Source organism: Duganella sp. GW821-FHT07F09 (assembly GCF_059418705.1).
The window spans coordinates 383,929-408,211 of record NZ_JBWKQJ010000007.1 but is presented as its reverse complement, the minus strand read 5'-3'; the positions used below and the strand labels follow the sequence as shown (position 1 = coordinate 408,211).

Annotated in this window: 21 protein-coding genes; 17 read left to right on the top strand and 4 right to left on the bottom strand. The window is 63.6% G+C overall.

All coding sequences use genetic code 11. From position 1 onward, the window contains the following. The first annotated feature begins 23 nt into the window (after nt 1-23). The 5 genes from AC07P1_RS20635 to AC07P1_RS20615 all read left to right on the top strand — a co-directional run bounded on the left by AC07P1_RS20635 (nt 24) and on the right by AC07P1_RS20615 (nt 6,447). Complete coding sequence (locus tag AC07P1_RS20635) at nt 24-2,996, top strand: glycoside hydrolase family 2 protein (RefSeq protein ID WP_494697575.1); 2,973 nt, start codon at nt 24-26, stop codon at nt 2,994-2,996. Nucleotides 2,997-3,104: 108 nt separating this feature from the next. Then, entirely contained in the window at nt 3,105-3,782 is a 678-nt protein-coding gene (locus tag AC07P1_RS20630; RefSeq protein WP_494697574.1) for a GntR family transcriptional regulator, read from the top strand. Nucleotides 3,783-3,825: 43 nt separating this feature from the next. Next, complete coding sequence (locus AC07P1_RS20625) at nt 3,826-4,461, top strand: TetR/AcrR family transcriptional regulator (RefSeq protein WP_494697573.1); 636 nt, start codon at nt 3,826-3,828, stop codon at nt 4,459-4,461. Between the two features lie 117 nt (nt 4,462-4,578). Beyond that, nucleotides 4,579-5,427 (top strand): oxidoreductase, encoded by an 849-nt coding sequence (locus AC07P1_RS20620; RefSeq protein ID WP_494697572.1) that lies wholly within the window; start codon nt 4,579-4,581, stop codon nt 5,425-5,427. 18 nt (nt 5,428-5,445) lie between these two features. Then, nucleotides 5,446-6,447, top strand: a complete 1,002-nt coding sequence (locus AC07P1_RS20615) for an NADP-dependent oxidoreductase (RefSeq protein WP_494697571.1) — start codon at nt 5,446-5,448, stop codon at nt 6,445-6,447. Between the two features lie 116 nt (nt 6,448-6,563). Here AC07P1_RS20615 and AC07P1_RS20610 read toward each other — a convergent pair whose 3' ends face one another. Further along, a complete protein-coding gene (locus tag AC07P1_RS20610) occupies nt 6,564-7,409 on the bottom strand; it encodes a universal stress protein (protein WP_494697570.1) in 846 nt (281 codons plus the stop codon). 405 nt (nt 7,410-7,814) lie between these two features. On the opposite strand from AC07P1_RS20610, the gene AC07P1_RS20605 reads away from it, so the two are divergent. The 8 genes from AC07P1_RS20605 to AC07P1_RS20570 all read left to right on the top strand — a co-directional run bounded on the left by AC07P1_RS20605 (nt 7,815) and on the right by AC07P1_RS20570 (nt 19,734). Next, on the top strand, nt 7,815-9,041 hold the full coding sequence (locus AC07P1_RS20605) for an efflux RND transporter periplasmic adaptor subunit (protein ID WP_494697569.1): 1,227 nt from the start codon (nt 7,815-7,817) through the stop codon (nt 9,039-9,041). An 11-nt stretch (nt 9,042-9,052) separates the two neighbouring features. After that, nucleotides 9,053-12,385 (top strand): efflux RND transporter permease subunit, encoded by a 3,333-nt coding sequence (locus tag AC07P1_RS20600; RefSeq protein ID WP_494697568.1) that lies wholly within the window; start codon nt 9,053-9,055, stop codon nt 12,383-12,385. Next, nucleotides 12,382-13,806 carry an efflux transporter outer membrane subunit gene (locus tag AC07P1_RS20595; RefSeq protein ID WP_494697567.1) on the top strand — a complete coding sequence of 475 codons (1,425 nt, stop codon included), beginning with the start codon at nt 12,382-12,384 and terminating at the stop codon, nt 13,804-13,806. The genes AC07P1_RS20600 and AC07P1_RS20595 overlap by 4 nt, the downstream gene beginning before the upstream one ends. Nucleotides 13,807-13,931: 125 nt before the next feature. Continuing rightward, the gene (locus AC07P1_RS20590; RefSeq protein ID WP_494697566.1) at nt 13,932-14,516 is read left to right on the top strand and encodes a PEP-CTERM sorting domain-containing protein; all 585 of its coding nucleotides are present in this window, start codon (nt 13,932-13,934) and stop codon (nt 14,514-14,516) included. Nucleotides 14,517-14,585: 69 nt separating this feature from the next. Beyond that, the gene (locus AC07P1_RS20585; protein WP_494697565.1) at nt 14,586-15,821 is read left to right on the top strand and encodes a cyanophycinase; all 1,236 of its coding nucleotides are present in this window, start codon (nt 14,586-14,588) and stop codon (nt 15,819-15,821) included. 203 nt (nt 15,822-16,024) lie between these two features. Then, a complete protein-coding gene (locus AC07P1_RS20580; protein ID WP_494697564.1) occupies nt 16,025-18,601 on the top strand; it encodes a TonB-dependent receptor in 2,577 nt (858 codons plus the stop codon). A 40-nt stretch (nt 18,602-18,641) separates the two neighbouring features. Further along, nucleotides 18,642-18,983: a YciI family protein gene (locus AC07P1_RS20575; RefSeq protein WP_494697563.1), complete on the top strand. Its 342-nt coding sequence runs from the start codon at nt 18,642-18,644 to the stop codon at nt 18,981-18,983. A 205-nt stretch (nt 18,984-19,188) separates the two neighbouring features. Beyond that, nucleotides 19,189-19,734 (top strand): M23 family metallopeptidase, encoded by a 546-nt coding sequence (locus AC07P1_RS20570; protein ID WP_494697562.1) that lies wholly within the window; start codon nt 19,189-19,191, stop codon nt 19,732-19,734. A 9-nt stretch (nt 19,735-19,743) separates the two neighbouring features. On the opposite strand, the gene AC07P1_RS20565 is transcribed toward AC07P1_RS20570, so the two are convergent. Together AC07P1_RS20565 and AC07P1_RS20560 are read right to left on the bottom strand one after the other, a co-directional pair. Beyond that, a complete protein-coding gene (locus AC07P1_RS20565; protein ID WP_494697561.1) occupies nt 19,744-20,247 on the bottom strand; it encodes a hypothetical protein in 504 nt (167 codons plus the stop codon). A gap of 69 nt (nt 20,248-20,316) precedes the next feature. Continuing rightward, nucleotides 20,317-20,727, bottom strand: coding sequence for a MarR family winged helix-turn-helix transcriptional regulator (locus AC07P1_RS20560; protein ID WP_494697560.1), 411 nt, complete (start codon nt 20,725-20,727; stop codon nt 20,317-20,319). A gap of 118 nt (nt 20,728-20,845) precedes the next feature. On the opposite strand from AC07P1_RS20560, the gene AC07P1_RS20555 reads away from it, so the two are divergent. Continuing rightward, on the top strand, nt 20,846-21,568 hold the full coding sequence (locus tag AC07P1_RS20555; protein ID WP_494697559.1) for a siderophore-interacting protein: 723 nt from the start codon (nt 20,846-20,848) through the stop codon (nt 21,566-21,568). A 12-nt stretch (nt 21,569-21,580) separates the two neighbouring features. Here AC07P1_RS20555 and AC07P1_RS20550 read toward each other — a convergent pair whose 3' ends face one another. Further along, nucleotides 21,581-22,243: a DUF3313 domain-containing protein gene (locus AC07P1_RS20550; RefSeq protein ID WP_494697558.1), complete on the bottom strand. Its 663-nt coding sequence runs from the start codon at nt 22,241-22,243 to the stop codon at nt 21,581-21,583. A gap of 173 nt (nt 22,244-22,416) precedes the next feature. On the opposite strand from AC07P1_RS20550, the gene AC07P1_RS20545 reads away from it, so the two are divergent. The 3 genes from AC07P1_RS20545 (at nt 22,417) to AC07P1_RS20535 (ending at nt 24,245) form a co-directional block, all read left to right on the top strand. Next, complete coding sequence (locus AC07P1_RS20545; protein ID WP_494697557.1) at nt 22,417-23,034, top strand: TetR/AcrR family transcriptional regulator; 618 nt, start codon at nt 22,417-22,419, stop codon at nt 23,032-23,034. Nucleotides 23,035-23,142: 108 nt separating this feature from the next. Further along, nucleotides 23,143-23,388, top strand: coding sequence for a hypothetical protein (locus AC07P1_RS20540; RefSeq protein WP_315219703.1), 246 nt, complete (start codon nt 23,143-23,145; stop codon nt 23,386-23,388). Between the two features lie 302 nt (nt 23,389-23,690). After that, nucleotides 23,691-24,245, top strand: a complete 555-nt coding sequence (locus tag AC07P1_RS20535; RefSeq protein WP_494697556.1) for a gluconokinase — start codon at nt 23,691-23,693, stop codon at nt 24,243-24,245. Nucleotides 24,246-24,283 lie beyond the last annotated feature (38 nt).

Below are 24,283 nucleotides of genomic sequence, written 5' to 3'. Positions count from 1 at the left end.
GGCTCCACACACTGAAAGCCCATATGACCCGTCGACGTTTCCCGGCCACGATCCTGCCGGCGTTCTTGATCACCTGCTGCATCGCGCTGCCGTTTCCGGCGCGGGCCGAGCGCGCGACCTACAACTTCAATCCCGACTGGCGCCTGGCCGTCGCCGATCCGGCCGACGCGGCGCAGGCGGGCTTCGACGACCAGGCCTGGAAGCGCGTGACCCTGCCGCGCGCCTGGAACGAGGACGACGCCTTCGGCAAGGACATCGTCGACCAGTCGACCGGCGTGGCCTGGTACCGCAAACGCTTCTCCCTGCCGGCGGGCGCGCGCGGCCAGAAGGTGTTCCTGGAATTCGAGGGCGCGCGCCAGGCGGCCGAGGTGTACGTCAACGGCAAGCGCATGGGGTTGCACGAGAACGGCATCAACGCCTTCGGCTTCGACATCACCGGCGCGCTGGTCGACGGCGAAAACACGGTCGCGGTGCGCACCGATAACAGCTGGGACTACCGCGAAAAGGCCACCGGGCAGCGCTATCAGTGGTCGGACAAGAACTTCAACGCCAACTACGGCGGCCTGTCGAAGAACGTGCGCCTGCACGTGACGGACAAGCTGTATCAGACCTTGCCGCTGTATTCGAGCCTGGGCACCACCGGCGTCTATGTGTACGCGAGCGACTTCGATATTCCGGGCCGGCGCGCCACCGTGACCGCCGAATCCCAGGTGCGCAACGACTACGACCAGCCGCGCAGCTTCACCTACGAGGTGCGGATACGCGACCGCGAAGGCCGTCAAGTGGCCGCTTTCGGTTCGCCCGCGCAGACGCTGGCGCCGGGCGCGACGACGGTCGTCAAGGCCAGCGCGCCGGTCAAGGACCTGCACTTCTGGAGCTGGGGCTATGGCTACCTGTACGACGTGCAGACCATCCTCAAGGTCGACGGCAAACCGGTCGACGCGCTGGCGACGCGCACCGGTTTCCGCAAGACCGGCTTCGCCGACGGCATGGTCAAGCTGAACGACCGCGTGCTGCAGATGAAGGGCTACGCGCAGCGCACCTCCAACGAGTGGCCGGCGATCGGCATGTCGGTGCCGGCCTGGCTGAGCGACTACAGCAACGGCCTGGCGCTGGCCAGCAACGCCAACCTGGTACGCTGGATGCACATCACGCCGTGGAAGCAGGATGTCGAATCGCTCGACCGGCTTGGGTTGATGCAGGCGATGCCGCCGGGCGACTCGGAGGCCGACGTCACCGGCCGGCGCTGGGAGCAGCGCATTGAGGTCATGCGCGACGCGATCATCTACAACCGCAACAGCCCGAGCATCATCTTCTACGAAAGCGGCAACCGTGGCGTTAGCGAGCCGCACATGCTGGAGATGAAGGCGCTGCGCGACCAGTTCGACCCCCATGGCGGACGCGCCTCCGGCAGCCGCGAGATGCTCAGCGCGCGCCTGCAGCAGGTGGCCGAGTATGGTGGCGAGATGCTGTACGTGAACAAGAGTGCGCGCATCCCGATGTGGGCGATGGAGTATTCGCGCGACGAGGGCGCGCGCAAGTTCTGGGACGATCTGACGCCGCCGTTCCACAAGGACGGCGACGGCCCGCTGCACAAGGGCCAGGACGCCAGCGTCTATAACCGCAACCAGGACACGCACGCGATCGAGAACGTCAAGCGCTGGTACGACTACTGGCGCGAGCGGCCCGGCACCGGCACGCGCGTGTCGTCGGGCGGCGTCAATATCGTTTTCTCGGACAGTAACACCCACCATCGCGGCGCCGAAAACTACCGCCGCAGCGGCGAGGTCGATGCGATGCGCATACCGAAAGACGGCTTCTACGCGCACCAGGTCATGTGGGACGGCTGGGTCGATGTCGAGAAGCCGCGCGCCCATATCGTCGGTCATTGGAACTACGCCGCCGGCACCACCAAGGCGGTGACGGTGATCTCCAGCGCCGACAAGGTGGAGCTGCGGCTGAACGGCAAGACGCTTGGACAGGGCCGCCAAAGCGAACGCTTTTTGTTCACGTTCGACGACGTGGCGTGGCAGCCGGGCGAGCTGAAAGCGGTGGGCTTCGACGCCGCCGGCAAACAGGTGTGCGAAGCCGCGCTGTCGACGGCCGGCGCTCCGGCCGCGCTCAAACTGACGTCGATCACGTCGCCGGCCGGCCTGCGGGCCGATGGCGCCGACCTGGCGCTGGTGCAGGTGGAGGTGGTGGACGCTCAGGGACGCCGCAATCCGGTCGCGCTGGACACCGTCAGCTTCGATCTGCAAGGGCCGGCCGAATGGCGCGGCGGCATCGCGCAGGGCCCGAACAACCACGTGCTGGCCAGGACCTTGCCGGTCGAGGGGGGCGTGAACCGGGTGCTGATCCGCAGCGCCACGCAGGCCGGCAAGATCGTAGTGCGCGCCAGCGCGCCCGGTCTGGCGGGCGCCGAGCTGGCGCTGGATGCGCTGCCGGCGGCGTCGGCGAACGGCTTGTCGACGCGCTTGCCCGGCGCGGACCTGCCGCCGCATCTGGAGCGCGGGCCGACGCCGGCCACGCCGTCGTACAAGGTAACGCGGGTGGCGGTGCGGCCGGCATCGGCCGAAGCGGCCAGCAACGCGGCCGATGTCGCCAACTCCTATGACGATGACGAAACCACCAGGTGGGTCAGCAAACCGGAGGAGGGCACGCCGTCCATCACCTACCGGCTGGCGCAAGCGGCCACCTTGAAGGAGATCGCGATGAAGCTGTCGGGCTGGCGCGAACGCAGCTACCCGCTCAGGATCTCGGTCGACGGGGAGGTGGTTTTCTCCGGCATGACACCGAAAAGCCTGGGCTATGTGACCCTGCCGCTCAAACCGCGCCGGGGCAGCGTGGTCAAGGTGGAGCTGAACGGCGTGGCGGAGGAGGGCAACACGGTCAAGATGACGGAGGTGGCCAACCAGGCGATCGTCGACACCGGCGCCAACACCACGCCCAAAGGGGTGTTGTCGATTGTCGAAATCGAGTTTTACCGCGCGCCGTGAGGCGGCCCACGGGGGCGGAGAGTGATGCTGATATGTTAATATATGAGCCCTTATCACACGCTAGTCTCTCCCTCTATGGCTTTGCAACCGCTGCCGGGCGCTTTTTCTTTGGATCGCACACGTAACGCCACCGCGCAGGTGTTTGAACACTTGCGCGAAAAGATCGTCACCAATGTGCTGGAGCCGGGCACCGTGCTCGCACGGCAGCAACTGGCCGATTACTTCAAGTTGTCCATCACGCCGATCCGCGACGCGCTGCTGCGCCTCGAGGAGGAACGCCTGGTGGACATCTATCCCCAGCACCTGACGCGCGTGAGCGCCATCGACCTGACCTCGGCGCGCCAGGCGCACGTGCTGCGGCTGTCGGTGGAGCTGGAGAGCGCGCACCAGCTGTGCGGACGCCGTCCGCCGGCCCTGGACGGCGAACTGGCCGACCTGCTGGCGCGCCAGCGCCTGGCCCTCGAGCGCGGCGATCTGGAAAGCTTCGCGCGCGCCGACCTGGAATTCCACCGGACCTTGTACATGGCGGCCGACGTTGCCGACTTGTGGCATCTGGTTCGCCGGTTGAGCGGCAATCTGGATCGGCTGCGCCGCCTGCATCTTCCCCTTAACAGCAAGGCCCGGCGCATACTGGACGATCACAGCGAGATCGCCGACGCCATCGCCGCCGGGAACTCGGAGCAGGCCCGCAACGCGGTACGCCGCCATCTGTCCGGCACGCTGTCGGAGCTCGATGCGCTGCGGGAGAAGTATCCCGACTTTGTGTTGCCGCCTGTGCAAGGGTAATCATCAAAATAACGCCGGTTGGCGCGTTCCTGAAAAATAGTATATGATGATCGTCATGCAGAATGATTCCAAACCGACGGCGAAAGCCAAAGCGCCACGGCTGCGCGCCACGCAGGCCCGCAAGGAGGTGACGCACGAGCGCATCGTGGAAGTGGCTTCGCGGGCGATCCGCCGCAGCGGCTACGACGGCACCGGCGTGGCCGATATCATGAAGGAAGCCGGGCTGACGCACGGCGGTTTCTATGCGCACTTCGCCTCGCGCGAGGCGTTGCTGGCCGAGGCGGCCGACCGCGCCCGCGCCGAGGCGCTGGGGTGGACGGCCCAGGTCTTCGAGGCCGCGCCCGAGGGGCAGGGGCTGCGGGCGTTGATGCAGGCGTATCTATCGGATGAACACTTGAACGGCGTCGAATCTGGCTGCGCGGTCTCCGCGCTGGGCTCGGAGATGCACCGCCAGGCGCCGGAAGTGCGGCACGTGGCCACGCGCCATATCCAGCAGTTGATCGATATCGTGGCAAGACAGATACCAGAGGGCGGCGATCGCAGCGCGCACGAGGAGGCGATGGTGAGGATCAGCGCGATGGTCGGCACGGTGGTGCTGGCGCGCGCGGTGGACGATCCCGCGCTGGCGAAATCGCTGCGCGAAGCGGCGCTCAAGTATTTTTCACCGGCGGGCGACTAAAGGTCGTCCGTCAGCCGGCGGCCGTCACGGCCGTTTTTTTTAAACTATAATATGACGATCGTCATATTTTACTTTCGAACCAACTCCCGTCAATGGGATCACAATGAGGGCATCACCATGAACAATAAGATTGCAATCGTTACCGGCGCCTCGTCCGGAATCGGCGAGGCAACGGCCGAGTTGCTGGCCCAAGCCGGTTATAAAGTCTACGGCACCAGCCGCAAGGGCACCTCGGCATCGCAGCGCGGCTTCGAGATGCTGGCGCTGGACGTCACCAGCGACGAATCGGTGGCGGCGCTGGTGGCCGAGGTGATGCGCCGCCACGGCCGCATCGACCTGCTGGTCAACAACGCCGGTTTCGGCGTGGCGCCGGCGGCGGCGCAGGAGAGCAGCATGGAGCAGGCGCAGGCCATCTTCGACACCAACTTCTTCGGCCTGGTGCGGATGACGCGCGCGGTGGTGCCGCACATGCGCCGGCAGCGCGAGGGGCGCATCCTCAACATCAGCTCCGTGCTCGGTTTCGTGGCGTTGCCGTATGCGGCGCTGTACTGCGCCACCAAGCACGCGGTGGAGGGGTATTCGGAGTCGCTGGACCAGGAACTGCGCACCCAGGGCGTGCGGATATCGCTGATCGAACCGGCCTATGTGAAGACGCCGTTCGACGCCAACCAGTTGCAGGCCGACGCCCAGCTGCCGGAGTACCGCGCGCTGCGTGCCGCGCTGGCGGACACGGTGAAGCAGGCGATGGAGACGGCCGACGGCCCGGACGTGGTGGCCGCCACCGTGCTGAAGGCGGCGCGCGACACGCGCCCGAAGGTGCGCTATACGTCGGGCGTGGTGGCCGGACGCCTGCGGGCGTTGCGCCGGTTCGCGCCGGCGGCGCTGGTGGAGGCGGGCATACGCAAGGACCTGAAGCTCGATTCGCAGCCGCCGGTCGGCCCTGTCGCCGCCGTGCTGGAACAATAACCATCGCCGGAGAGAGACATGAAGGCATTTATTATTGACCGTTACGGCAAAGCCGATGTGGTGCGCGCCGGCGAGATGCCGGAGCCGGAGCTGCGCGCCGACGACGTGCTGGTGCAGATCCACGCCGCCAGCGTCAATCCGCTGGACCTGAAAATCCGCGACGGCGAATTCAAGCTGCTGCTGCCGTATCGCCTGCCGCTCATCCTGGGCAACGACATGGCCGGCGTGGTGGTGCGCGTGGGCGCGGGTGTGCGCCGCTTCAACGTCGGCGACGAGGTGTATGCGCGGCCCGACGACGACCGTATCGGCACGTTCGCCGAATTCATCGCGATCAAGGAAGATTCGCTGGCGCTCAAGCCGAAGACATTGACGATGGAGCAGGCGGCGGCGATGCCGCTGGTCGCCCTGACGGCGTGGCAGGCGCTGGTCGAAAAAGGCCATTTGAAGAAGGGCCAGAAGGTGCTGATACACGCCGGCACCGGCGGCGTGGGGACGGTCGCCATCCAGCTGGCCAAGCATCTGGGCGCCACCGTCGCCACGACCGCCAGCGCGGCCAACGCCTCCATGCTCAAAGAGCTGGGCGCCGACATCGTCATCGACTACAAGAAGGACGATTTCGCGCTGCGGCTGCGCGACTATGATCTGGTGCTCGATTCGCAGGGTGGCGTGACGCAGAAAAAATCGCTGAGCGTCCTCAAGCCGGGAGGCAAAGTGATCGGCATCGCCGGGCCGCCGGACCCCGACTTCGCCCGGGAGCGCGGCGTGAACGCGCTGGTGGGGCTGGTCATGCGGGTGCTCAGTTACGGCATTCGCAGCAAGGCCAAGGCGGCCGGCGTCAGTTACTCCTTCCTGTACATGCGCGCCAGCGGCGAGCAGCTGCGGCAGATCGCGGAGCTGATCGACGCCGGCGCCATCCGCCCCGTGGTCGACCGCGTGTTTCCGTTCGACCAGACCAGGGAGGCGATGGCCTACGTCGAAACCGGCCGCTCGAAGGGCAAGGTCGTCATCCAGGTGCGGTGACCCGCGCGCTGGTGTTCATATGGGCGAGGCGCCGGACGATCTGACGCACGCGGTCAAGCTGGTGGCCGCCTTCCTGGATATCGTGCGCCAGAGCGAAAGCACGTAAGCGCCAGGGGTCAATGCGACATCAAGACGGGCAGCGTCATCGACTGCAAAACCGTGCGGGTGACGCCGCCCATCAGCACCTCGCGCCAGCGCATGTGTCCATAGGCGCCCATGACCAGCAGATCGGCGTCGATATCGGCCGCCAGCGACAGCAGGGCATTGCCCACATCCAGTCCCGGCGGGGTATCCTGCCGCAGCACCTCGACCTTGACCCCATGCCGCGCCAAAAACAGCGCGATGTCGGCCCCCGGCACATCGCCGTGCACGCCATAATGCCGTCCCGGATTGAACAAGGCCAGCGTTACGCTGGCGCTGCGCCGCAGCAGCGGCAGCGCGTCGGTGACGGCGCGCACGGCTGATCGGCTGCCGTCCCACGCCACTAGCGCGTGGCTGTCCATGCTGTGGAATTGGCCCGCATATGGCACCACCAGCACCGGCCGGCCACCCTGTAGCGCCGCGTATGCGGGCAGATCGCGGGTCGCGCCGGTTTTCCTGTCGTCCGGATCATGCTGGCCGACCACCACCAAATCGGCGTAGCGCGCCTGCAGCACGATGCTGTACAGCGCCGTGTCGTCGCTCAGGCGCCGTTCAACGGCATCGATGCCGGCGCCGCGCGCCACCTTCTCGAAATTGTCCAGCGCCCGGTTGGCTTCTGCCCGGCAGGCCTCCACCTCGTCTACCGGAACGGGCGCGGCCATCATCATCGGATTGGCGCCGTACAGTTCCTGAACGAAGCCGCTGACGGCGGCGCCGACCAGGTGTCCCTGTTGATCGCCCGCCAGGCGGGCGGCCAGTGCGACACGGACGTCCGTGCGGCTGGAGCGGTCCACGTGGACCAGGATGGTTTTGTAAGACATACCGCCTCCTTGTGCTCAAATCATACACCGCACCAGTAGATCGCGGATTTCGCTGAGCGCGGCCGCCCGGCCACAAGGGCACGAAGCATCGTGCCCTTGTCGCCGGCTTGGACGGTGTAGTGCTGCATGCGCGGCGGCTCGCCGGTGTCGAGGGCCTAGCGGTAGATCTTCAGGTGCACGGGGAGTGTGACGAATATTTTGTCATGGGGGATGAGGTGCGGCGTAGGACTGGCGCTCGGTGCCCGGTAGGAGGCGAAATGACGGGCTTTTCGGCTTTTTCCGAACGTTGTAGTCCCTTTGGTGGTTAAAGTTAATGACAAGCCAATATTTTTTTGTCAGAATTCAACTACTTAATTTAGTATCAACCAGCAACTTACCGCTTGTCACCGTTATTGGGAGTCAACGATGGAAATTCTGGCCGTACTGTCACGCTCGGGCTGGGCGAAAAATTCCTTCATGTGCGGCCTCGTGCTGACCTTGGCGGCCTGCGGGAAGGGCGACGACGGCGGCCAGCACGCCGGCGGTCCGCCGCCGGTGTCGGTGGCGCCGGTGGTCCAGCGCGAGGTGCAGGAGTTCGACGAGTTCACGGCCAGGCTGGAAGCGCCGGACACGGTCGACATCCGCTCGCGCGTGGCCGGCATGCTGACCAAGGTGCATTTCCGTGAAGGGCAGGTGGTCAACAAGGGCGACCGGCTGTTTACCATCGATCCGCGTCCGTTCGCCGCCGAGGCGGCGCGGCTGGAGGCGCAGCTGTTGGCGGCGAAAACCCAGGGTGAATTGAACAGGACCGAGCTGGCGCGCGCCGAGAAACTGGTGGCGGTGCGCGGCGTCAGCCAACAGGAAATCGATCAGCTGCGCGCCGCGCTGGCGAGCGCCCAGGCCAGCGTCAAGGCGGCCGAGGCGGCGCTGGTGCAGGCCAGACTCAATCTGGAGTTCACCAACATCACGGCGCCGGTCACGGGCCGCACCTCGCGCGCCAACATCACCGAGGGTAACCTGGTCAGCGTCGGCGATCCGGTGCTGACCACGGTGGTGTCGAGCGACCGTGTGTACGCCTACTTCGACGCCAGCGAGGCGATCTACCTGAAATATATGCGCTCGGCGCGCGAAGGCTCGCGGCAGTCGTCGCGCGACACGCCCAACGAGGTGCGCCTCGGCCTGGCCAACGAGGAGGGCTTCCCGCACGCGGGCAAGATGGACTTCGTCGACAACCGCCTCAATCCGGCCACCGCGTCGATGCGCGGGCGCGCCGTGTTCGACAACAAGGACGGCCTGTACACGCCCGGACTGTTCGCACGCCTCCAACTGGTCGGCAGCGGCAAGTACACGGCGACGATGGTGATGGACCGCGCCATCAGCACCGACCAGACGCGCAAGGTGGTGCTTATCGTCGGCAAGAACAACATCGTCGACCAGCGCGAGGTCAAGACCGGAGCGCTGATCGGCGGCATGCGCGCCGTCACCGGCGTCAAGCCCGGCGAACTGGTGATCGTCGACGGCCTGCTGCGCGCGATGCCCGGCGCGCCCGTCACGCCGCAGCAGCTCAAGGTCGATGACAAGGGCATGCCGATTCCGGCGCAGGCGCCGGGTGCTCCCGGTGCTCCGGCCGCCCCCGCCGCCGCCAAGAGCTAAGGGGCGCACGCATGGATATCTCACGGTTTTTCATTGATCGTCCGCGCTTCGCCACTGTCCTTTCGCTGTTCATTTTCCTGGTCGGCGTGCTGGCCATTTTCCAGCTGCCGATTTCGGAGTATCCGGAGGTGGCGCCGCCGCAGATCGTCGTGCGCGCCCAGTTCCCGGGCGCTAATCCGCGCGTGATTTCGGAGACCGTGGCCGCGCCGCTCGAGGAGCAGATCAACGGCCTGGAAAACATGCTGTATTTCGAAAGCCGCGCCACCGCCGACGGCAGCATGGCGCTGACGGTGACGTTCAAGATCGGCACGGTGCCGGAGCAGGCCGAGACGGCGGTGCAGAACCGCATCAACCGCGCCTTGCCACGGCTGCCGGAGATCGTCCGCACGATCGGCGTGACGACCGAGAAGCAGTCGCCCAACCTGACCATGGTGGTGCACATGGTTAGCCCCGACAACAGCCACGACGCGCTCTATCTGCGCAACTACGCCAACCTCAATGTGCGCGACGACCTGCTGCGGATATCGGGCATGGGATCGGTGCTGCAGTTCGGCGCGGGCGACTACGCGATGCGCGTGTGGCTCAATCCCCAGCAGTTGGCGGGACGCGGCATGACGGCCGGCGACGTGGTCGCGGCGATCCGCGAGCAGAACGCGCAGGTGGCGGCCGGCGTGGTCGGTTCGCCGCCGGCGCCGGACGACACGGATTTCCAGTTGCAGGTCAACGCGCAGGGCCGCTTGATCACGGAGGAGGATTTTTCCAACATCATCGTGCGCAGCGATCCGGCCAACGGCGCCGTGGTGCGCATCAAGGATGTCGGCCGGGTCGAAATGAGCGCCAGCACCTATTCGCTGCGTAGTCTGCTGAACAACAAGGAAGCGGCGGCGATCGCCATCTTCCAGGCGCCGGGATCGAACGCGCTGCAGCTGTCGGACGACGTGCGGGCGACGATGGCGCGGCTGAAGGCCAACTTTCCCAAGGGCGTCGACTACGACATCGTCTACGATCCGACGCGCTTCGTGCAGACGTCGATCGAAAAAGTGGTGCACACGCTGATCGAGGCGGTGCTGCTGGTGGTGCTGGTGGTGATCATCTTCCTGCAGACGTGGCGCGCGTCGGTGATTCCGCTGCTGGCGGTGCCGGTGTCCATCGTCGGCACCTTCGCGGTGCTGATGTTGCTGGGGTATTCGATCAACACCCTGACCTTGTTCGGACTGGTGCTGGCGATCGGTATCGTCGTCGACGACGCCATCGTGGTGGTGGAAAACGTCGAGCGCAACATCGCCGACGGCCTGACGCCGCACGACGCCACGGTGCGCGCGATGAACGAGGTCAGTGGGCCGATCATCGCCATCGCGCTGGTGCTGTGCGCGGTGTTCATTCCGCTGACCTTCGTGCCCGGCCTGTCCGGCCAGTTCTACAAGCAGTTCGCCGCCACCATCGCCATTTCGACGGTGATCTCGGCGTTCAACTCGCTGACGTTGTCGCCGGCGCTGGCGGCGATGCTGCTGCGGCCGCACGACGCGCCCAAGGACCGCCTCTCGCGCGGGATGGACAAGGTGTTCGGCCGCTTCTTCCACTGGTTTAACTGCATGTTCCAGCGCCGCAGCGCGGCCTACAGCCGTGGCGTGACCGGTCTGCTGGGTCGCAAGTCGCTGGCGCTGGTGGTGTATGGCGTGCTGCTGGTGTTGACAGGGCTGCTGTTCACGCGCATCCCGAGCGGCTTCGTGCCGGCGCCGGACAAGCAGTACCTGATCGGCGTGGCGCAGCTGCCGGCCGGCTCCTCGCTGGCGCGCACCGAGAAGGTGATCCGCGACATGAGCGACATCGCGCTCAAGGTGCCGGGCATCACCGATTCGATCGCCTTCCCGGGCTTGTCGATCGCCGGCTTCTCGGCCTCGCCGAACGAGGGCATCGTCTTCTTCGGCCTGGCGCCGTTCGAGAAGCGCACCTCGGGCGACCTGTCGAAGGATGCCATCCTCGGCAAGGTCAATGGCGCGATCCAGCAGATCCAGGGCGCGCGCATGTTCGTGGTGCCGCCGCCGGCGGTCGACGGCCTGGGCAACGCGGGCGGCTTCAAAGTGCAGGTGCAGGACCGCGGCAGCCAGGGGGAGCAGGCGTTGTATGGCGCCGTCTGGGGCGTGCTCGGTCAGATCTACGGCAATCAAAAGTCGAGCATCGGTACGCCGTATTCGACCTACGACATCAACGTGCCGCAGCTGTTCGCGGACGTCGACCGCACCAAGGCCAAGCAGATGGGCGTGCCGCTGCAGGATATCTACGACACCCTGCAGATCAATCTCGGTTCGCTGTACGTGAACGACTTCACCCGCTTCGGCAAGACCTACCAGGTGGTGGTGCAGGCCGACGCGCCGTTCCGCTCGCGCGCCGACAGCATCGTGCGGCTGGAGACGCGCAATTCGGCCGGGCAGATGGTGCCGCTGGGGTCCGTCATGCAGGTCAATCCGACCTTCGGCCCGACCCGCGTGACGCGCTACAACGGCTTCCCTTCGGCGGACATCAACGGTGCCGCCAACCCCGGCTTCTCCAGCGGGCAGTCGGAGGCGGAGATCGAACGCCTGGTCAAGACCCTGCCGCGCGGCATGTCGTACGAATGGACCGACCTGGCCTACCAGGACCGGCTGACGCGTTCCGTGACCTTGCCGGGGCTGGACATCAAGATCCCGACGCTGGGCGCGGTGCTGTTCCTGTCGGTGGTGCTGGTGGTGCTGGTGCTGACGGCGCAGTACGAGAGCTGGAGCCTGCCGCTGGCCATCATCATGATCGTGCCGATGTGTATTCTGTCGGCGTTGTTCGGCGTGTGGCTGTCGCACTTCCCGCCGTTCGGCCAGGCGGGGGATTTGAATCTGTTCACGCAGGTGGCGCTGGTGGTGCTGGTCGGCCTGGCGTGCAAGAACGCGATTCTGATCGTGGAATTCGCCAAGGAGCTGGAAGAGCAGGGCAAGCCGATGGTGGACGCGGTGATCGAGGCCTGCCACCTGCGTCTGCGGCCGATTTTGATGACGTCGATCGCCTTCTGCGCCGGCGTGATACCGTTGATCCTCGGCAGCGGCGCGGGCAGCGAGATGCGCCGCGCGATGGGGATCGCGGTCTTCTCCGGCATGGTCGGCGTGACCCTGTTCGGGATTTTCCTGACGCCGGTGTTCTACGCGCTGCTGCGCAAGGGCACCGAGAAACGGCGCGCCCACGCGGAAGAACTACGGCGCGAAATCGACGCTGCCGCGCATCCGTTCCACGCCGGTATCGATGATGCCGGTCCGGCGGGTGCACCCGGCGCGCACAAGGCGCCATCCGCGCACGAACCACGCAAGGAGGACCTATGATCACGTCGCCCCGCATGGCGTCCTTGCGTCCGGCCGGCCTGGCCATCGCCGTTTCGCTGGCGCTGGCCGCCTGTTCGAGCGCGCCGCCCGCCAAGCATTTCGAACCGGTCTTGGGAGCCGGCTTCACCAACGCGCCGGCCAGCGCCAAGGCGGAGGAGCCGGTCAGCCAGTTCTGGCGCGGCTTTAACGATCCCTTGCTGGACAGTTTGGTCGAGCGCGCGCTGGCGGCCAACACCGACGTGCGTTCGGCCGCCGCCAGCCTGCGCGAGGCGCGCGCGCTGAACCGCTTCGCCGACGCCAATCTGTTGCCCAGCATCGGCGTGAACGCGGGCGCCGCGCGCATCAGGGGGCCGAACGACGCCGGTGTGGTCAGCACCAACAACAACTACTCGGCCGGGCTGGATGTCAGCTGGGAGGCCGATTTGTTCGGCCGCCTGGGCGACGCCCGGCGCGCCGCCGAGGCCAATGTATTGGTGGGCGCGGCCGGCGTGCGGGCGGCGCAGGTGAGCGTGGCGGCCGAGGTGGCGCGCAACTACTTCGACCTGCGCGGCTTGCAGGAGCAGTTGCGGGTGGCCGTCTCCTCGCTGGAGACGCAGAACGAGGCGCTCAAACTGGTCGACGCGCGGCTCGACGTCGGACGTGGCACGGCGCTCGACAGCGAACGCGCGCGCGCGCTGGTCAAATCGACGGCGGCCAATATACCGGCGCTGGAATCGGCGCTGATACGCACCCGCTACCGCATCGCCGTGTTGTGTGGCCAGCAGCCGACGGCGCTCGACGCGGAGCTGGAGCCGGTCAAGCCTTTGCCGGGATTGCAGGCGGTCGAGTTGTCGGCGATCGGATCGCCGGCGGCGATGCTGCGGCGCCGTCCCGACATCCAGTTGGCCGAGGCGCAGGTCAGCGCGGCGGCGGCGCAAGTAGGCGTGGCGCGCAGCGCGCTGTTCCCGCAAATCGTGCTTGGGGGGACATTGGGGCAGAACGCGCAGCATTTGAGCGAACTGGCGAAGGGGCCCGCCTATGTCTACAACCTGGGTGCGCAGCTGACGTGGAATTTGCTCGACTTCGGGCGTATCCGCGCGCAGATCGCGGCCGCCGACGCGCGCAACGATGGGGCCATGATCGCCTATGAGCGCGCGGTGCTGACGGCGCTCGAGGAGACCGAGGGCGCGCTGGCGTCGTACACGCGCAGCCAGCGGCAGGCGGCGTTGCTGTACGAGGCGGCGCAGTCGTCGGAGCAGGCGGCGCTGATCGCGCGCGAGCGGTTCGCGGTCGGCTCCACGGATTTCCTGACGGTGCTCGACGCCGAGCGCGAACTGCTGACGGCGCGCGACCGGCTGGCGCAATCGCAGGCGGGGGCGGCCACGACGCTGGTGGCCGTGTACAAGGCGCTGGCGGGTGGATGGGAAGTGCCTGGTCAATAAAGTGTGACGCGCACCCATGTTTTTTTTACATCGACCGATTTGACGGCACAAGTTAGTTATACAATTACTACGCGTTGTGTGCCCAGTCTTCTGCGTTTGATCGTATTTATTTACGAGGAAAAAACATGCCAAAGCTAAATTATGTGCGGCGCCTGATGGCGCTGGTGATGGTTGCCGCGGCAATGTGCTTTGGCATGGCGCGAGCAGAGGGGATCAGTCCTGTTCCGTACCAACTGCTGATACACACGGAAGACATCCCCAATTTTGACGAAAGAGGTTCCGCGAGTAATGTGGTGTGGGACTTTTACGTCGGGTCCGGAGCTTCAATTACCAGCCTCAAGTGGGATGTGAACGTGACGAGTTATGTCGGCAGCTACTTGTCCGAAATGCAAATCACCTTCAGCGATTCCCTGGGCACAGGCGTCACTTTCACGCCCGGCGATGGCGATGATTTTGACGGGACAGCAGACTACGCGGGCTTCCAGAATCTGGGCGACCTGGGACAGATTTTTGCAGTGGGTGCCGATGGCATTTTGCGCCTCGAGTTTCATGACGGATTCAAGGACCTTGCGTTTGACGAACCTGAGGGCAGGTGGAACTACGGCACGCTGTCCGTCGGTATTTCTCCCGTGCCTGAACCACCTGTCTTTGCGATGATGCTGGGTGGGTTGCTGTTGGTCTCGGCCGTTGTCAAGCGGCGTCGTTGTTAGATCCCAGTACTTTCATAGTTGTTGCCGCAGAGTGGCCAGTTCCTCAACGATCGCTACCGGAGTTCTAAAATGTTGACACGCTTTTTCCACCAGTGGATCATCCGGATTTTTTCAACTCAAGGCGCGATAATACTCGCTATGGCATCGGGTTTTTTTGCCGGTCCTGTATATGCTGGTGCAAAATTCGAACCGGCGAAACCAATCGCACTCTACTCCTATTTCGCAACGGGTGATGTGAATGCCGTTGTGACAGCACCATCGGTCCTTCCGACGCCATCATTTGTACTGATGGGTGGAGGTCCCGACGTGGATCCCGCCTTCCGATGGTTGATCCAACGGGCAGGCATCGGACCAGGTACCGGGGGACGCTTTGTGGTCATTCGGGCCACCGGAACAGAGGCTTATAACCCTTACATATTTTATAGCGATGAGACGCTGTCGACCTCGAATACAATCGCTGACATGTGGGTCGGCGGCGCCTCTCTGGGCCTGACATCCGTGGAGACGCTGGTGATTCCGAGCGTAAAAGCGGCGAATAGTCAGGCCGTCAATGCCATCCTGGCTAAGGCCAACGTCGTGTTTATCGCGGGTGGCGATCAGAGTGATTACATCCGTTTTTGGAAAGGTACGGCCCTCGAACAGACGTTAAAAACATTGATGCAGAAAAATGTCCCTGTCGGTGGCACCAGCGCCGGTTTGGCAGTGCTCGGGCAATTCGATTATTCGGCACTATATAAATCTGCCACTTCGGAGCTATCGATGCTGGATCCTTACTATAAGGATATCACTTTCGACCCAAATCCCTTGAGTCTGCAAGGCGGCTTTATCGCACCGCCAGCGTTGGCAAACATGATTTTCGATTCGCATTTCGACAGCCGCGATCGCATGGGGCGCTTCATCGCCTTTATTTCAAGACTAGTGGCGCCGACGACAACGCCGGGCGGCACCTTCGGATGCATAGGCGGCGTGCTGCCCGCATCCTCCAGCGGCAATACCACCGCGCGCGGCATCGGCATCAGCGTCGAGACCGCATTGCTGGTCCAAGGAAATGGCAACGGCAATCCTGTTACAGCGAAGCGGGTCACCAACCCTTCGACGACGACGGAAAGTGCGGTGTATTTTGTTCGTCCCTCTGTTCCGCCAAGTGTATGCGGACCCAAAACACCGCTGACAGTCCCCAATGTCGAAGTAAAAAAGCTGGCGGACTCGAATACGGTCTTCAATATCACGGACTGGACAGGCGTACCGCTGTATAAACACCTGGACGTCACGTCCGGCGCGTTATTCCCTGCGGACTGGTACTGACGAGCGCGCTGATTGATGCCGTCCGTGGCGAACACGGAAAATTTAAAACGATCACCTGGGGGAATTGAATGGTAGATGAGCGCGGGAACCGGCCGGTTCCAAAGTGTATCGCTGTACGAATACTGGAGGCCTTTGGCCGCACGGCCACCGCCGGTTTGCTGGCCACGCTGGCCGTTCCGGCCGCCGCGCAAGATGAACAACCGATGCCAAAAGTTGAAATAACCGGCTCTTCGATCAAGCGCCTCAATGCCGAAACCGCGTTGCCGGTGCAGTTGATTACCCGAGCCGACATCGAGAAAAGCGGGACCACCACGGCGGCTGAACTGCTGTCGAAGGTGTCCGCCAACGCGGCTGCGCTGACCGATGGCGCCAGTTTCAGCGACATTGCCGGACAGCGTGGTTTCAACGGCGCCAACCTGCGCGGTATCGGCGTGTCGTCAACGCTCGTATTGCTCAATGGCCGACGCCTGGCCAACTTTGCCTCGCCGGGCGGCAACGCCGGCGTCGACCTGAACGCGATCCCGTCGGCGGCGATCGACCGGGTCGAAGTGCTCAAGGACGGCGCCTCGGCCATCTATGGCACGGATGCGATCGGCGGCGTGATCAACTTCATTACGCGCCGCAATTACGAAGGCGCTGACGCCAGCGCCTACTATGCCGACACCCAGCACGGCGGCGCGCGCAAGGCGATGGCAACTTTGTCGGGCGGCATCGGTAATCTGGCGACCGATCGCTACAACGTGATGGGCGTGTTCGATTACCAGGATACGAGCAGCCTGCGCTCATCACAGCGCAGCTGGATCGGTTCGGCCTACCAGCCCGATATCAATCTCGATTCGGGCAGTTCGAATACGTTTCCCGCAAACTTCCGCCGCACGCGCGCCAACGGCACCTCTGCCACCGGCCCCCGGATGAATCCAAGTGCGCCGGCCTGCAATCCGCCGGCAACGGTCTACGCGCCGGAGAGCTTCGTCGGCGCGGCTGCGTGCATGTACGATTACATGCAGGACACCGAGCTCTTCCCGGATTCGAAACGCGTGTCGCTGCTTACGCGTGGCCAGTTCGCGCTCGACAAGGACACAACCTTGTACGGCGAATTGCTCCTCAACAAAACGTCGACCACCTATCGCATCAGCGCATTGACCATCTCCGGCGAGATTTATCCCCTGGCAGGACAGTACTATCCACATGCGCTAGTGACGACCAATAAAACACCGCTCAACGTCAATATGCGCCTGAGCGAAGGCGGACCACGAACCAACGACATCGATGCCACGGCCACGCGCATGGTGCTCGGCGGCAAGGGGATAGCGCTGGGCTGGGATTACGACATGGCGCTCAATCACAGCGTGAACAAGGTCGACGACCAGTATGTCGATGGGTACGTCCAGACGACGATGTTCGATAACGCTTTCGCGTCCGGCATCATCAATCCTTTCGGACCATCCGGTCCTGAAGGGCGGGCCCTGCTGGCCGCCGCCAAGGTCAACGACCTCGCGCGCCACTCGCGCGGAACGACCGACTCGTTCGATGTCAAGGCCACGCGCGACCTGTTCGAGATGGCTGGTGGCAGCGCCGCCATTGCGCTCGGCCTTGAGTACCGGCGCGAAAAAATGTCGTTCACGCCGTCTGCATTGCTGATGGCGGGGGAAATTCGGGGCGAAGGCACGGCCACCCCGTTTTCGGGCGGTCGCAACGTCAAGGCCGCCTATGCCGAGTTCAACCTGCCTTTGCTGACGAGCCTGGAGGCCCAGTTGGCGCTGCGCCATGACCGTTACAACGACGTGGGCTCGACGACCAATCCGAAGGTCGGCGTGCGTTGGAATCCGTTGAAGCAGTTGGTGGTGCGCGGCTCGTATGGCACCGGCTTTCGGGCGCCGTCGCTTGCCGACCTGTACAGCCCTGTGCGGCTAGGCCAGGCCAACGGCATCTACAACGACCCGCTCGGCTGCATCAAGGTCGGGGCGATCGACAATACCGAAAATCCCGATTACTGCGGCCTGCAACCGGATAAGCTGAGGGGTGGTTCGCCGTTGCTGCGTCCGGAGGAGTCGAAGCAGTATTCGTTGGGCCTGGTGCTCGAACCGCGTCGCGACCTCACGGCAACGCTGGACTATTGGCGCATCAAGAAAACAGATGTGATTGTCTCGCCGGAAGGTTCCTACTTTACCGACCCGGTGCGCAATGCCGCCTACATCATCCGCGGCGAGGCCGACCCGGCGCTGCCGGGAATACCGGGACCGATTCTGTCGATCGATTCGCGGCTGCGCAATATCGGCGCGCTGGAAACCTCGGGCGTCGATCTGGGCTTCAACTGGCGCTCGCCGGCCACCGGTCTGGGCAGATTGGGTGTAACGCTCAACGGCACTTATGTGTTCGACTACAAGACGCGCGAGGCGGCCGACGGCCCCGATCTCAGCGCCTTGGGCGTGTACACCAACGACCAGGTAATCCAGCGGTGGCGTCATACGGTGAGCCTGGACTACGACCGTGGCCCGCTCAGCATGACACTGCAGCAAACCTTCCTGAGCGGCTATCGTGACCAAAACTTGCTGGCCGATGGGTCGGTCCATCGCGTCGACTCCTATTCCTTGCTCGACCTGACCGGCGCGTACCAAATTTCGACGGCGCTGAGGCTACGGGCCGGTATCAAGAACCTGCTCGACAAGAATCCCCCGCGCTCGAACCAGTTGTTCAGTTTTTCTGTCGGCTACGATCCCAGTTATACCGATCCGCGCGGACGTCAGTTCTTCACTGCGCTGGCCTACTCGTTCAAATAGAGTACGTAAGGCATCCTGGAGAAAAATCAGGTGATTAACCATGACGAAATTTCTTATCTCCTTTCCAGCGAGTGCGATGGATGTTCCTGACGAGGACATGGCGGCTGTTTCCGAGGCGTCGCGTAAGGTGATCCGAGATGCCAAGGCTGCCGGGGTTTACGTTTTTGCCGGGGGGATCAATAGTGAAGTCGCTTCGCTGATGGTCGCAGCTGATGGAAGCTGCACCGACGAGACCTATCGGCAAACCAAAGAGTTCGACGGGGGATTTTGCGTACTTGAGCTCCCGTCCAGGGCGGCCGCCGTCGATTGGGCGGCCAGGCTTGCTTCGGCCTGCCGGTGTGCCCAAGAACTTCGTGAGTTCTACTATGATCCGGAGAGCTGAAAAGAATGGACCGGTATGGAGTGGGCCGATGCATTGTAATTGCGGCGATCGATGCGACTTGAATCGGTGCAAACGCTTGAGTAACTGAAGTTGGCGAAAGCTTGTCGTCCTTTCTGCGGGCGGTTTTTCAAGCTGTTGGGTCAAGCCTGGGAATGTGCCGTTCCGTCCCCATGTGTTGGTATTCCCCGACCACATCGAAACCGACATGCGAATATTCCTGCGCGCGCTCGTGATTGCCGTCGTCCTCATCCTTGGCCACGGTTTGCTGGAGCCGGCCATTGAACGGGCGCTTTATCCGATGCGCCTGGCGGCGATGCCCAAGCCCGGGCTGCTGGCGATGCCGGTCGACGGCGTGCGAGCGGCTGCGCTGCGCGATACCTGGGGTGGGGCGCGCGGCACCGGCCGCAAGCACGAAGGCATCGACATTTTCGCCGAGCGCGGCACCCGCGTGCTGTCGAGCACCGAAGGCATCATCCTAAAGGTCGGCACCAACAACCTTGGTGGACGGGTGGTGTGGGTGATGGGGCCGGGCGGCCAGCGGCATTACTACGCCCACCTCGATCGCTATGCCAATGTGGAGGCGGGCATGCACATCAAGGTCGGCCGGGTGCTGGGTTTCGTTGGCAGTACTGGCAATGCGAAAGGCACTCCGCCGCACCTGCACTATGGCGTCTACGATGTGGGCGGGGCGATCAATCCGCATCCCTTGCTGCGCGCCGAGCCTCTCACGGCTGGGATCGAGTCCGAATGAATGCCGGAATTATCCCCGCGAAGATTGTTTCTTGCTTTTGAATTTTTCCTGCGCGTTGCCGATCCACAGCAGAAAGATATAAAGCGACAAGAAGCCTGCGATATAAAGTGCGACGCTACTTTTGACTTCCCGTTCCGGCACGCTGACGGCTTCATTCCCCGGTATATAGGTGATAAAAACTTGATCGCCGAGCCTCATATCGGCACAGCTTCGATTTCCGCTTCCAAGGCGGCCGGAGCCTGGGATTTCTGCTTTGTTCACTATGAAGCGATATTCGACATATGGATTGTTCTGTGTGTCGCAGTTCTTCTTCGTTAGGACGCCAACGTGCTGAACGCCACTCATGGAGAGGAGGTGGTTCTGGCGTAGGGATGGCAGGAAAAGCGAGAAAACAAAGACGCTGATCAGAAATGCTAGAACGTAGCGATAACTTCTCTTTATTGGGATTAAGATATACAGAAGAAATGGAATGCTGACGGCGAGTATTGGTAGCATCGGATTCTTTTCTGTCATTCGTTCGGACACTTATTCGGCAATAAGAGCTGGCGTGGAGCGCATGTATGGCGGATTACGCGCGTCGCGCTAATCCGCCCTACGTGTCTCTGTGGGGTCGGCGCGTTCCAGGTTGGTTCTTACGCGTTGTAGTAAGGATAGTAGTTGCGCGCATTCTTCTTCACTCATGCCGCTGACGGCCAGGTTTGATACTTCCGAGCCGAGTGCTTGCAGGCCTTGGATGACCGTCAAACCTTCGTCGGTCAGACGCAGCCGCGCGCTGCGCCGGTCGCTTTCGTCGACCTGCGCGTCGAGCAGCTTCTTGTCGCGCAGTCCGCGCATCAGGCGCGCCAGCTGCGCCTTGTCGCGCCCCGAGTGCGCCACCAGCTCGCTCTGGCTGGCGCCGGGATGCTTGGCGAAAAAGCCCAGCACCTTGTATTCCATGTGCGTGAGATCGTGTCCGGTGTCCCGCAGGCTGCGCAGCTGCATCGACCGGTACATGTGCATGAGCGTATGGATCGAGTCGAAAACAGCTTCGGCCGGACCGCTGCCAAATTGGTTGACAACGTTAACTTGTTTCTGTAGATTTGAGGACATTGTCAACTAAAAGGTGATTTGCATGAATGATAAACGTATCCAGCGTGTTCGTCACGAACTCAAGCCGCGCGAAGTGACGGTCAGCGCCGTGAAGCAACTGGCGCCGAATTTCGTTAGCGTAACATTCAAAGGCGAGAGCCTGCACGATTTCGTCTCATTGTCGTATGACGATCACGTCAAGTTCATCCTGCACGACGCCGCCGGCGAGCGCGTGATGCGCGACTATACGCCGCGCCGTTACGATCGCGACGCCCGCGAGCTGACCCTCGAATTCGCGCTGCACACCGAGGGCCACATGACCGATTGGGCGCGCCAGGCGCGGGTCGGCCAGCAGGCCGTCATCGGCGGCCCGAAGGGATCGATGATCATCCCGGCCGATTACACCTGGCAGATCCTGGCGGGCGACGCCACCGCCTTGCCGGCGATCCGCCGCCGCCTGGACGAGCTGCCGGCGTCCGCCGACGTGCTGGTGCTGGTGACCGGCGAGGAAGCCGCGGCGCTGGAATTCGCCAGCGCCGCGCGCCTGCGCGTGCGGCTGGTGCCGACACCGGACGATATCGTCGAGGCGTTCCGCGCCATGCAACTGCCCGAGGGCGACGGCTTTATCTGGTGCGCGGGCGAGGCGCAGATGGCCAAACAGGTGCGCGATATCCTGTTTGTCGACAAGGGCTTTTCGCGCGAGGCTGCGCGGATTTCGGCGTACTGGAAGAAGGGCGCGTCCGCCCATCACGAGAACCTCGAATAACCGCCAGCCCCGCTACCGGAGCTGGGCGAGCAGGGCGTCGGCGCCGTTGCGCACCCCGGCCTTCGAGGCGTCCATCAGTCCCAGGCTGGCGCCCAGGTTGTACGGCCCCGGATACTGCTTGGTGACATAGGCGTTGACCAGCAGGTTGGTCGACGCGTCGTACAGTTCAACCGCGTACATCACCGAACCGGTGAAGGCGCCTTCCTTGCCGCGCGCCGCCTGCACCAGGTTATACGGCCCGCCGGCCAGATCGAAGCGCGACGCGGTGCTCAGAAAACGCGTGCTCGATTTTGCCCCCGTCAAGGTCAGCTTGAGGCGCAGCGTGTGCCGGCCGGGATCGCGTGTGAGGTTGAAGCGGCCGCGCAGCCTCGCTTCGAATTCGCTTTGCATATAGGCCGCCAGCGCGGCCTTGTCCTCCTCCGTCACCTCCTCGAACTGGCTGTCCTGGCCACGATACACCACCACCGGATCGATGATGATGCTCTTGTAGTCGCGCAGGTCCACTTGCGTGGCGTAGTTGTAGGGTATCCGTCCCGATTGGTCGTTGAGGTTGGGCCGCAGCTGGCCGGATGATGCCAGGCCGCCGTACGGAACCGGCTGGGTGGTGGCGCAGCCGGCGAGCGCCAGGCAGGTGGCGATCAACAGCGGAGCGCTGGATTTGAGCAATGTGGTCATGGTGGTGCCTTTGTGAGGAGAGTTTATGTTTTAAAACTGAACCAACATGTACAGTATTGATGGGTGTGCGGGCGGCTGTCAAGCTGAATTACGCCGCCGAGCGGACTGTCGAGTCTGTTATTCACGCTGGACATGCAATAAAATGTACTTTCGGGTTTGGATATGGGGTGTGCATGAAAGTACGTACTGAGGCGCGCCGCCAGGCGATCATCGAGGCGGCGGCGGAGCTGTTCCAGGAGGCCGGCTACGAGGGCGCGTCGATGAACGAGCTGGCCAAGCGCCTGGGCGGTTCGAAGGCGACGCTATACGGATACTTCCCGTCGAAGGAGGAGTTGTTCGGCGCCGTCGTCAGGACCGTCGCCACGGCGCAGCTGTCCGACGCGACGCGCGAGTTGACGGCCAATGTGGTCGGCCGCACCGCGCTGGAGATGGCGCTGATCCATTTCGGCGAGCGCATGCTGCATGTGCTGACCAACGACAAGAAGGCGCTGGCGGTCTATCGGATGGTGGTGGCCGAATCGGGGCGGTCGGATGTCGGACAGTTGTTTCATGACGCCGGGCCAAGCGAATCGATCGCGATGCTGGCGTCGGTGCTGGAGGCGGCGATGGCGCGCGGCGAGATCCGCCGCGCCGACGCGACGGTGGCAGCTCAACAGTACATGGCGTTGATGACTGCCGAGGTTTCGCCACGGGTGTTCCAGCGTGACCCGGCGGTGCTGTCGCTCAAGGAGATCCAGCAAATGGTGGCGCGGGCGGCCGATTTGTTCTTCGCGGGTATGACGCCACGATGACAAGGCGATAGTAAAAAATGATGTGGCTAAAATGCTCAAAGTGAGAGAACGCACGCACTGGACTGGTGCAACTAGCGCACAATATCTGTCTTCTTGAAGGAGATTGTCATGTCCAGTAGCCACACTTTTCGTCCCGATCTGGTGTCGTCGGAAATCGTCAAAACCGGCATCGAACTGGCGGATCGGGAAGGGCCGGACAGCGCCGCCGCCTACCTGAGCGAGCGTGGAGTGCTGGAGCCGGTGATCAACAGGGTCATCGCCGAGCCGGCGCATCGCCGCAACATGGGCCGGCTGCGCGGCAAGGATGAGAGCTTGCTGGCGGAAGAGGCCTCGCGGTACAAGTTTATTCGTTGAACCGGCCGACCGCACGGCTGGACCCGCTGTTGCGGGGCCGCCACGGCCATGTTGCGCTGCCGCGAGCCTGTTTGGCAGGCGTTGCCGTACCTTTCGATAGTCGCTCGCGTGCTGCGATGCAATATTAATAATCCTTTACAAAATCCTCTGTTGCGCTAAAGTTCACCTACCGATGATAACGCTAACTTGATGTTGGCTGACATCCCCGGATAAATTCCCAATTCAGACAAGAGACCGCGCCCCGATCTAGGCGCATAACTCAGAACTGAAATGATAGCGCTAACTTAAACTTGGAGAGATGGATGGATAGTTCCAGCAGCCCGCAGGATAGCGCGATACGCTGGGTCGTCATGGGCGTGAGCGGCTGCGGCAAGAGCACGATCGGCCAGGCGCTGGCAACGGCGCAAGGCGTCGATTTCATCGAGGGCGACCAGTTCCATCCGGCGGCCAACGTCGCCAAGATGTCGGCCGGCCACGCGTTGACCGACGACGACCGCGCCGATTGGCTGCTGGCGCTGCAGGCGAAGGTGGCCGAGGCGCGTCGGGCCGGCGTCGGCCTGGTGCTGTCCTGCTCGTCGCTGAAGCGCCGCTATCGCGACCTGCTGCGGACGGCCGATCCGGCGCTGCGTTTCGCCCATCTGAGCGGCGCGCGCGAACTGATCGCCGACCGCATGCGTGCGCGCGTCGGGCATTACATGCCGCCGTCGCTGCTGGACAGCCAATTCAAGGACTTGCAACCGCTACAGGCCGACGAGGCCGGCATCACGCTGGCCATCACGGCGCCGCCAGAGGAGCTGGTCGCGCAGATATTGGTCAGCGAGGGCAGGGCCGCATCCAGGCTTGACGGACTTAGGTAACGGAAATACGGGGGGAGCAAAACGCAGCAAAGGCAGTA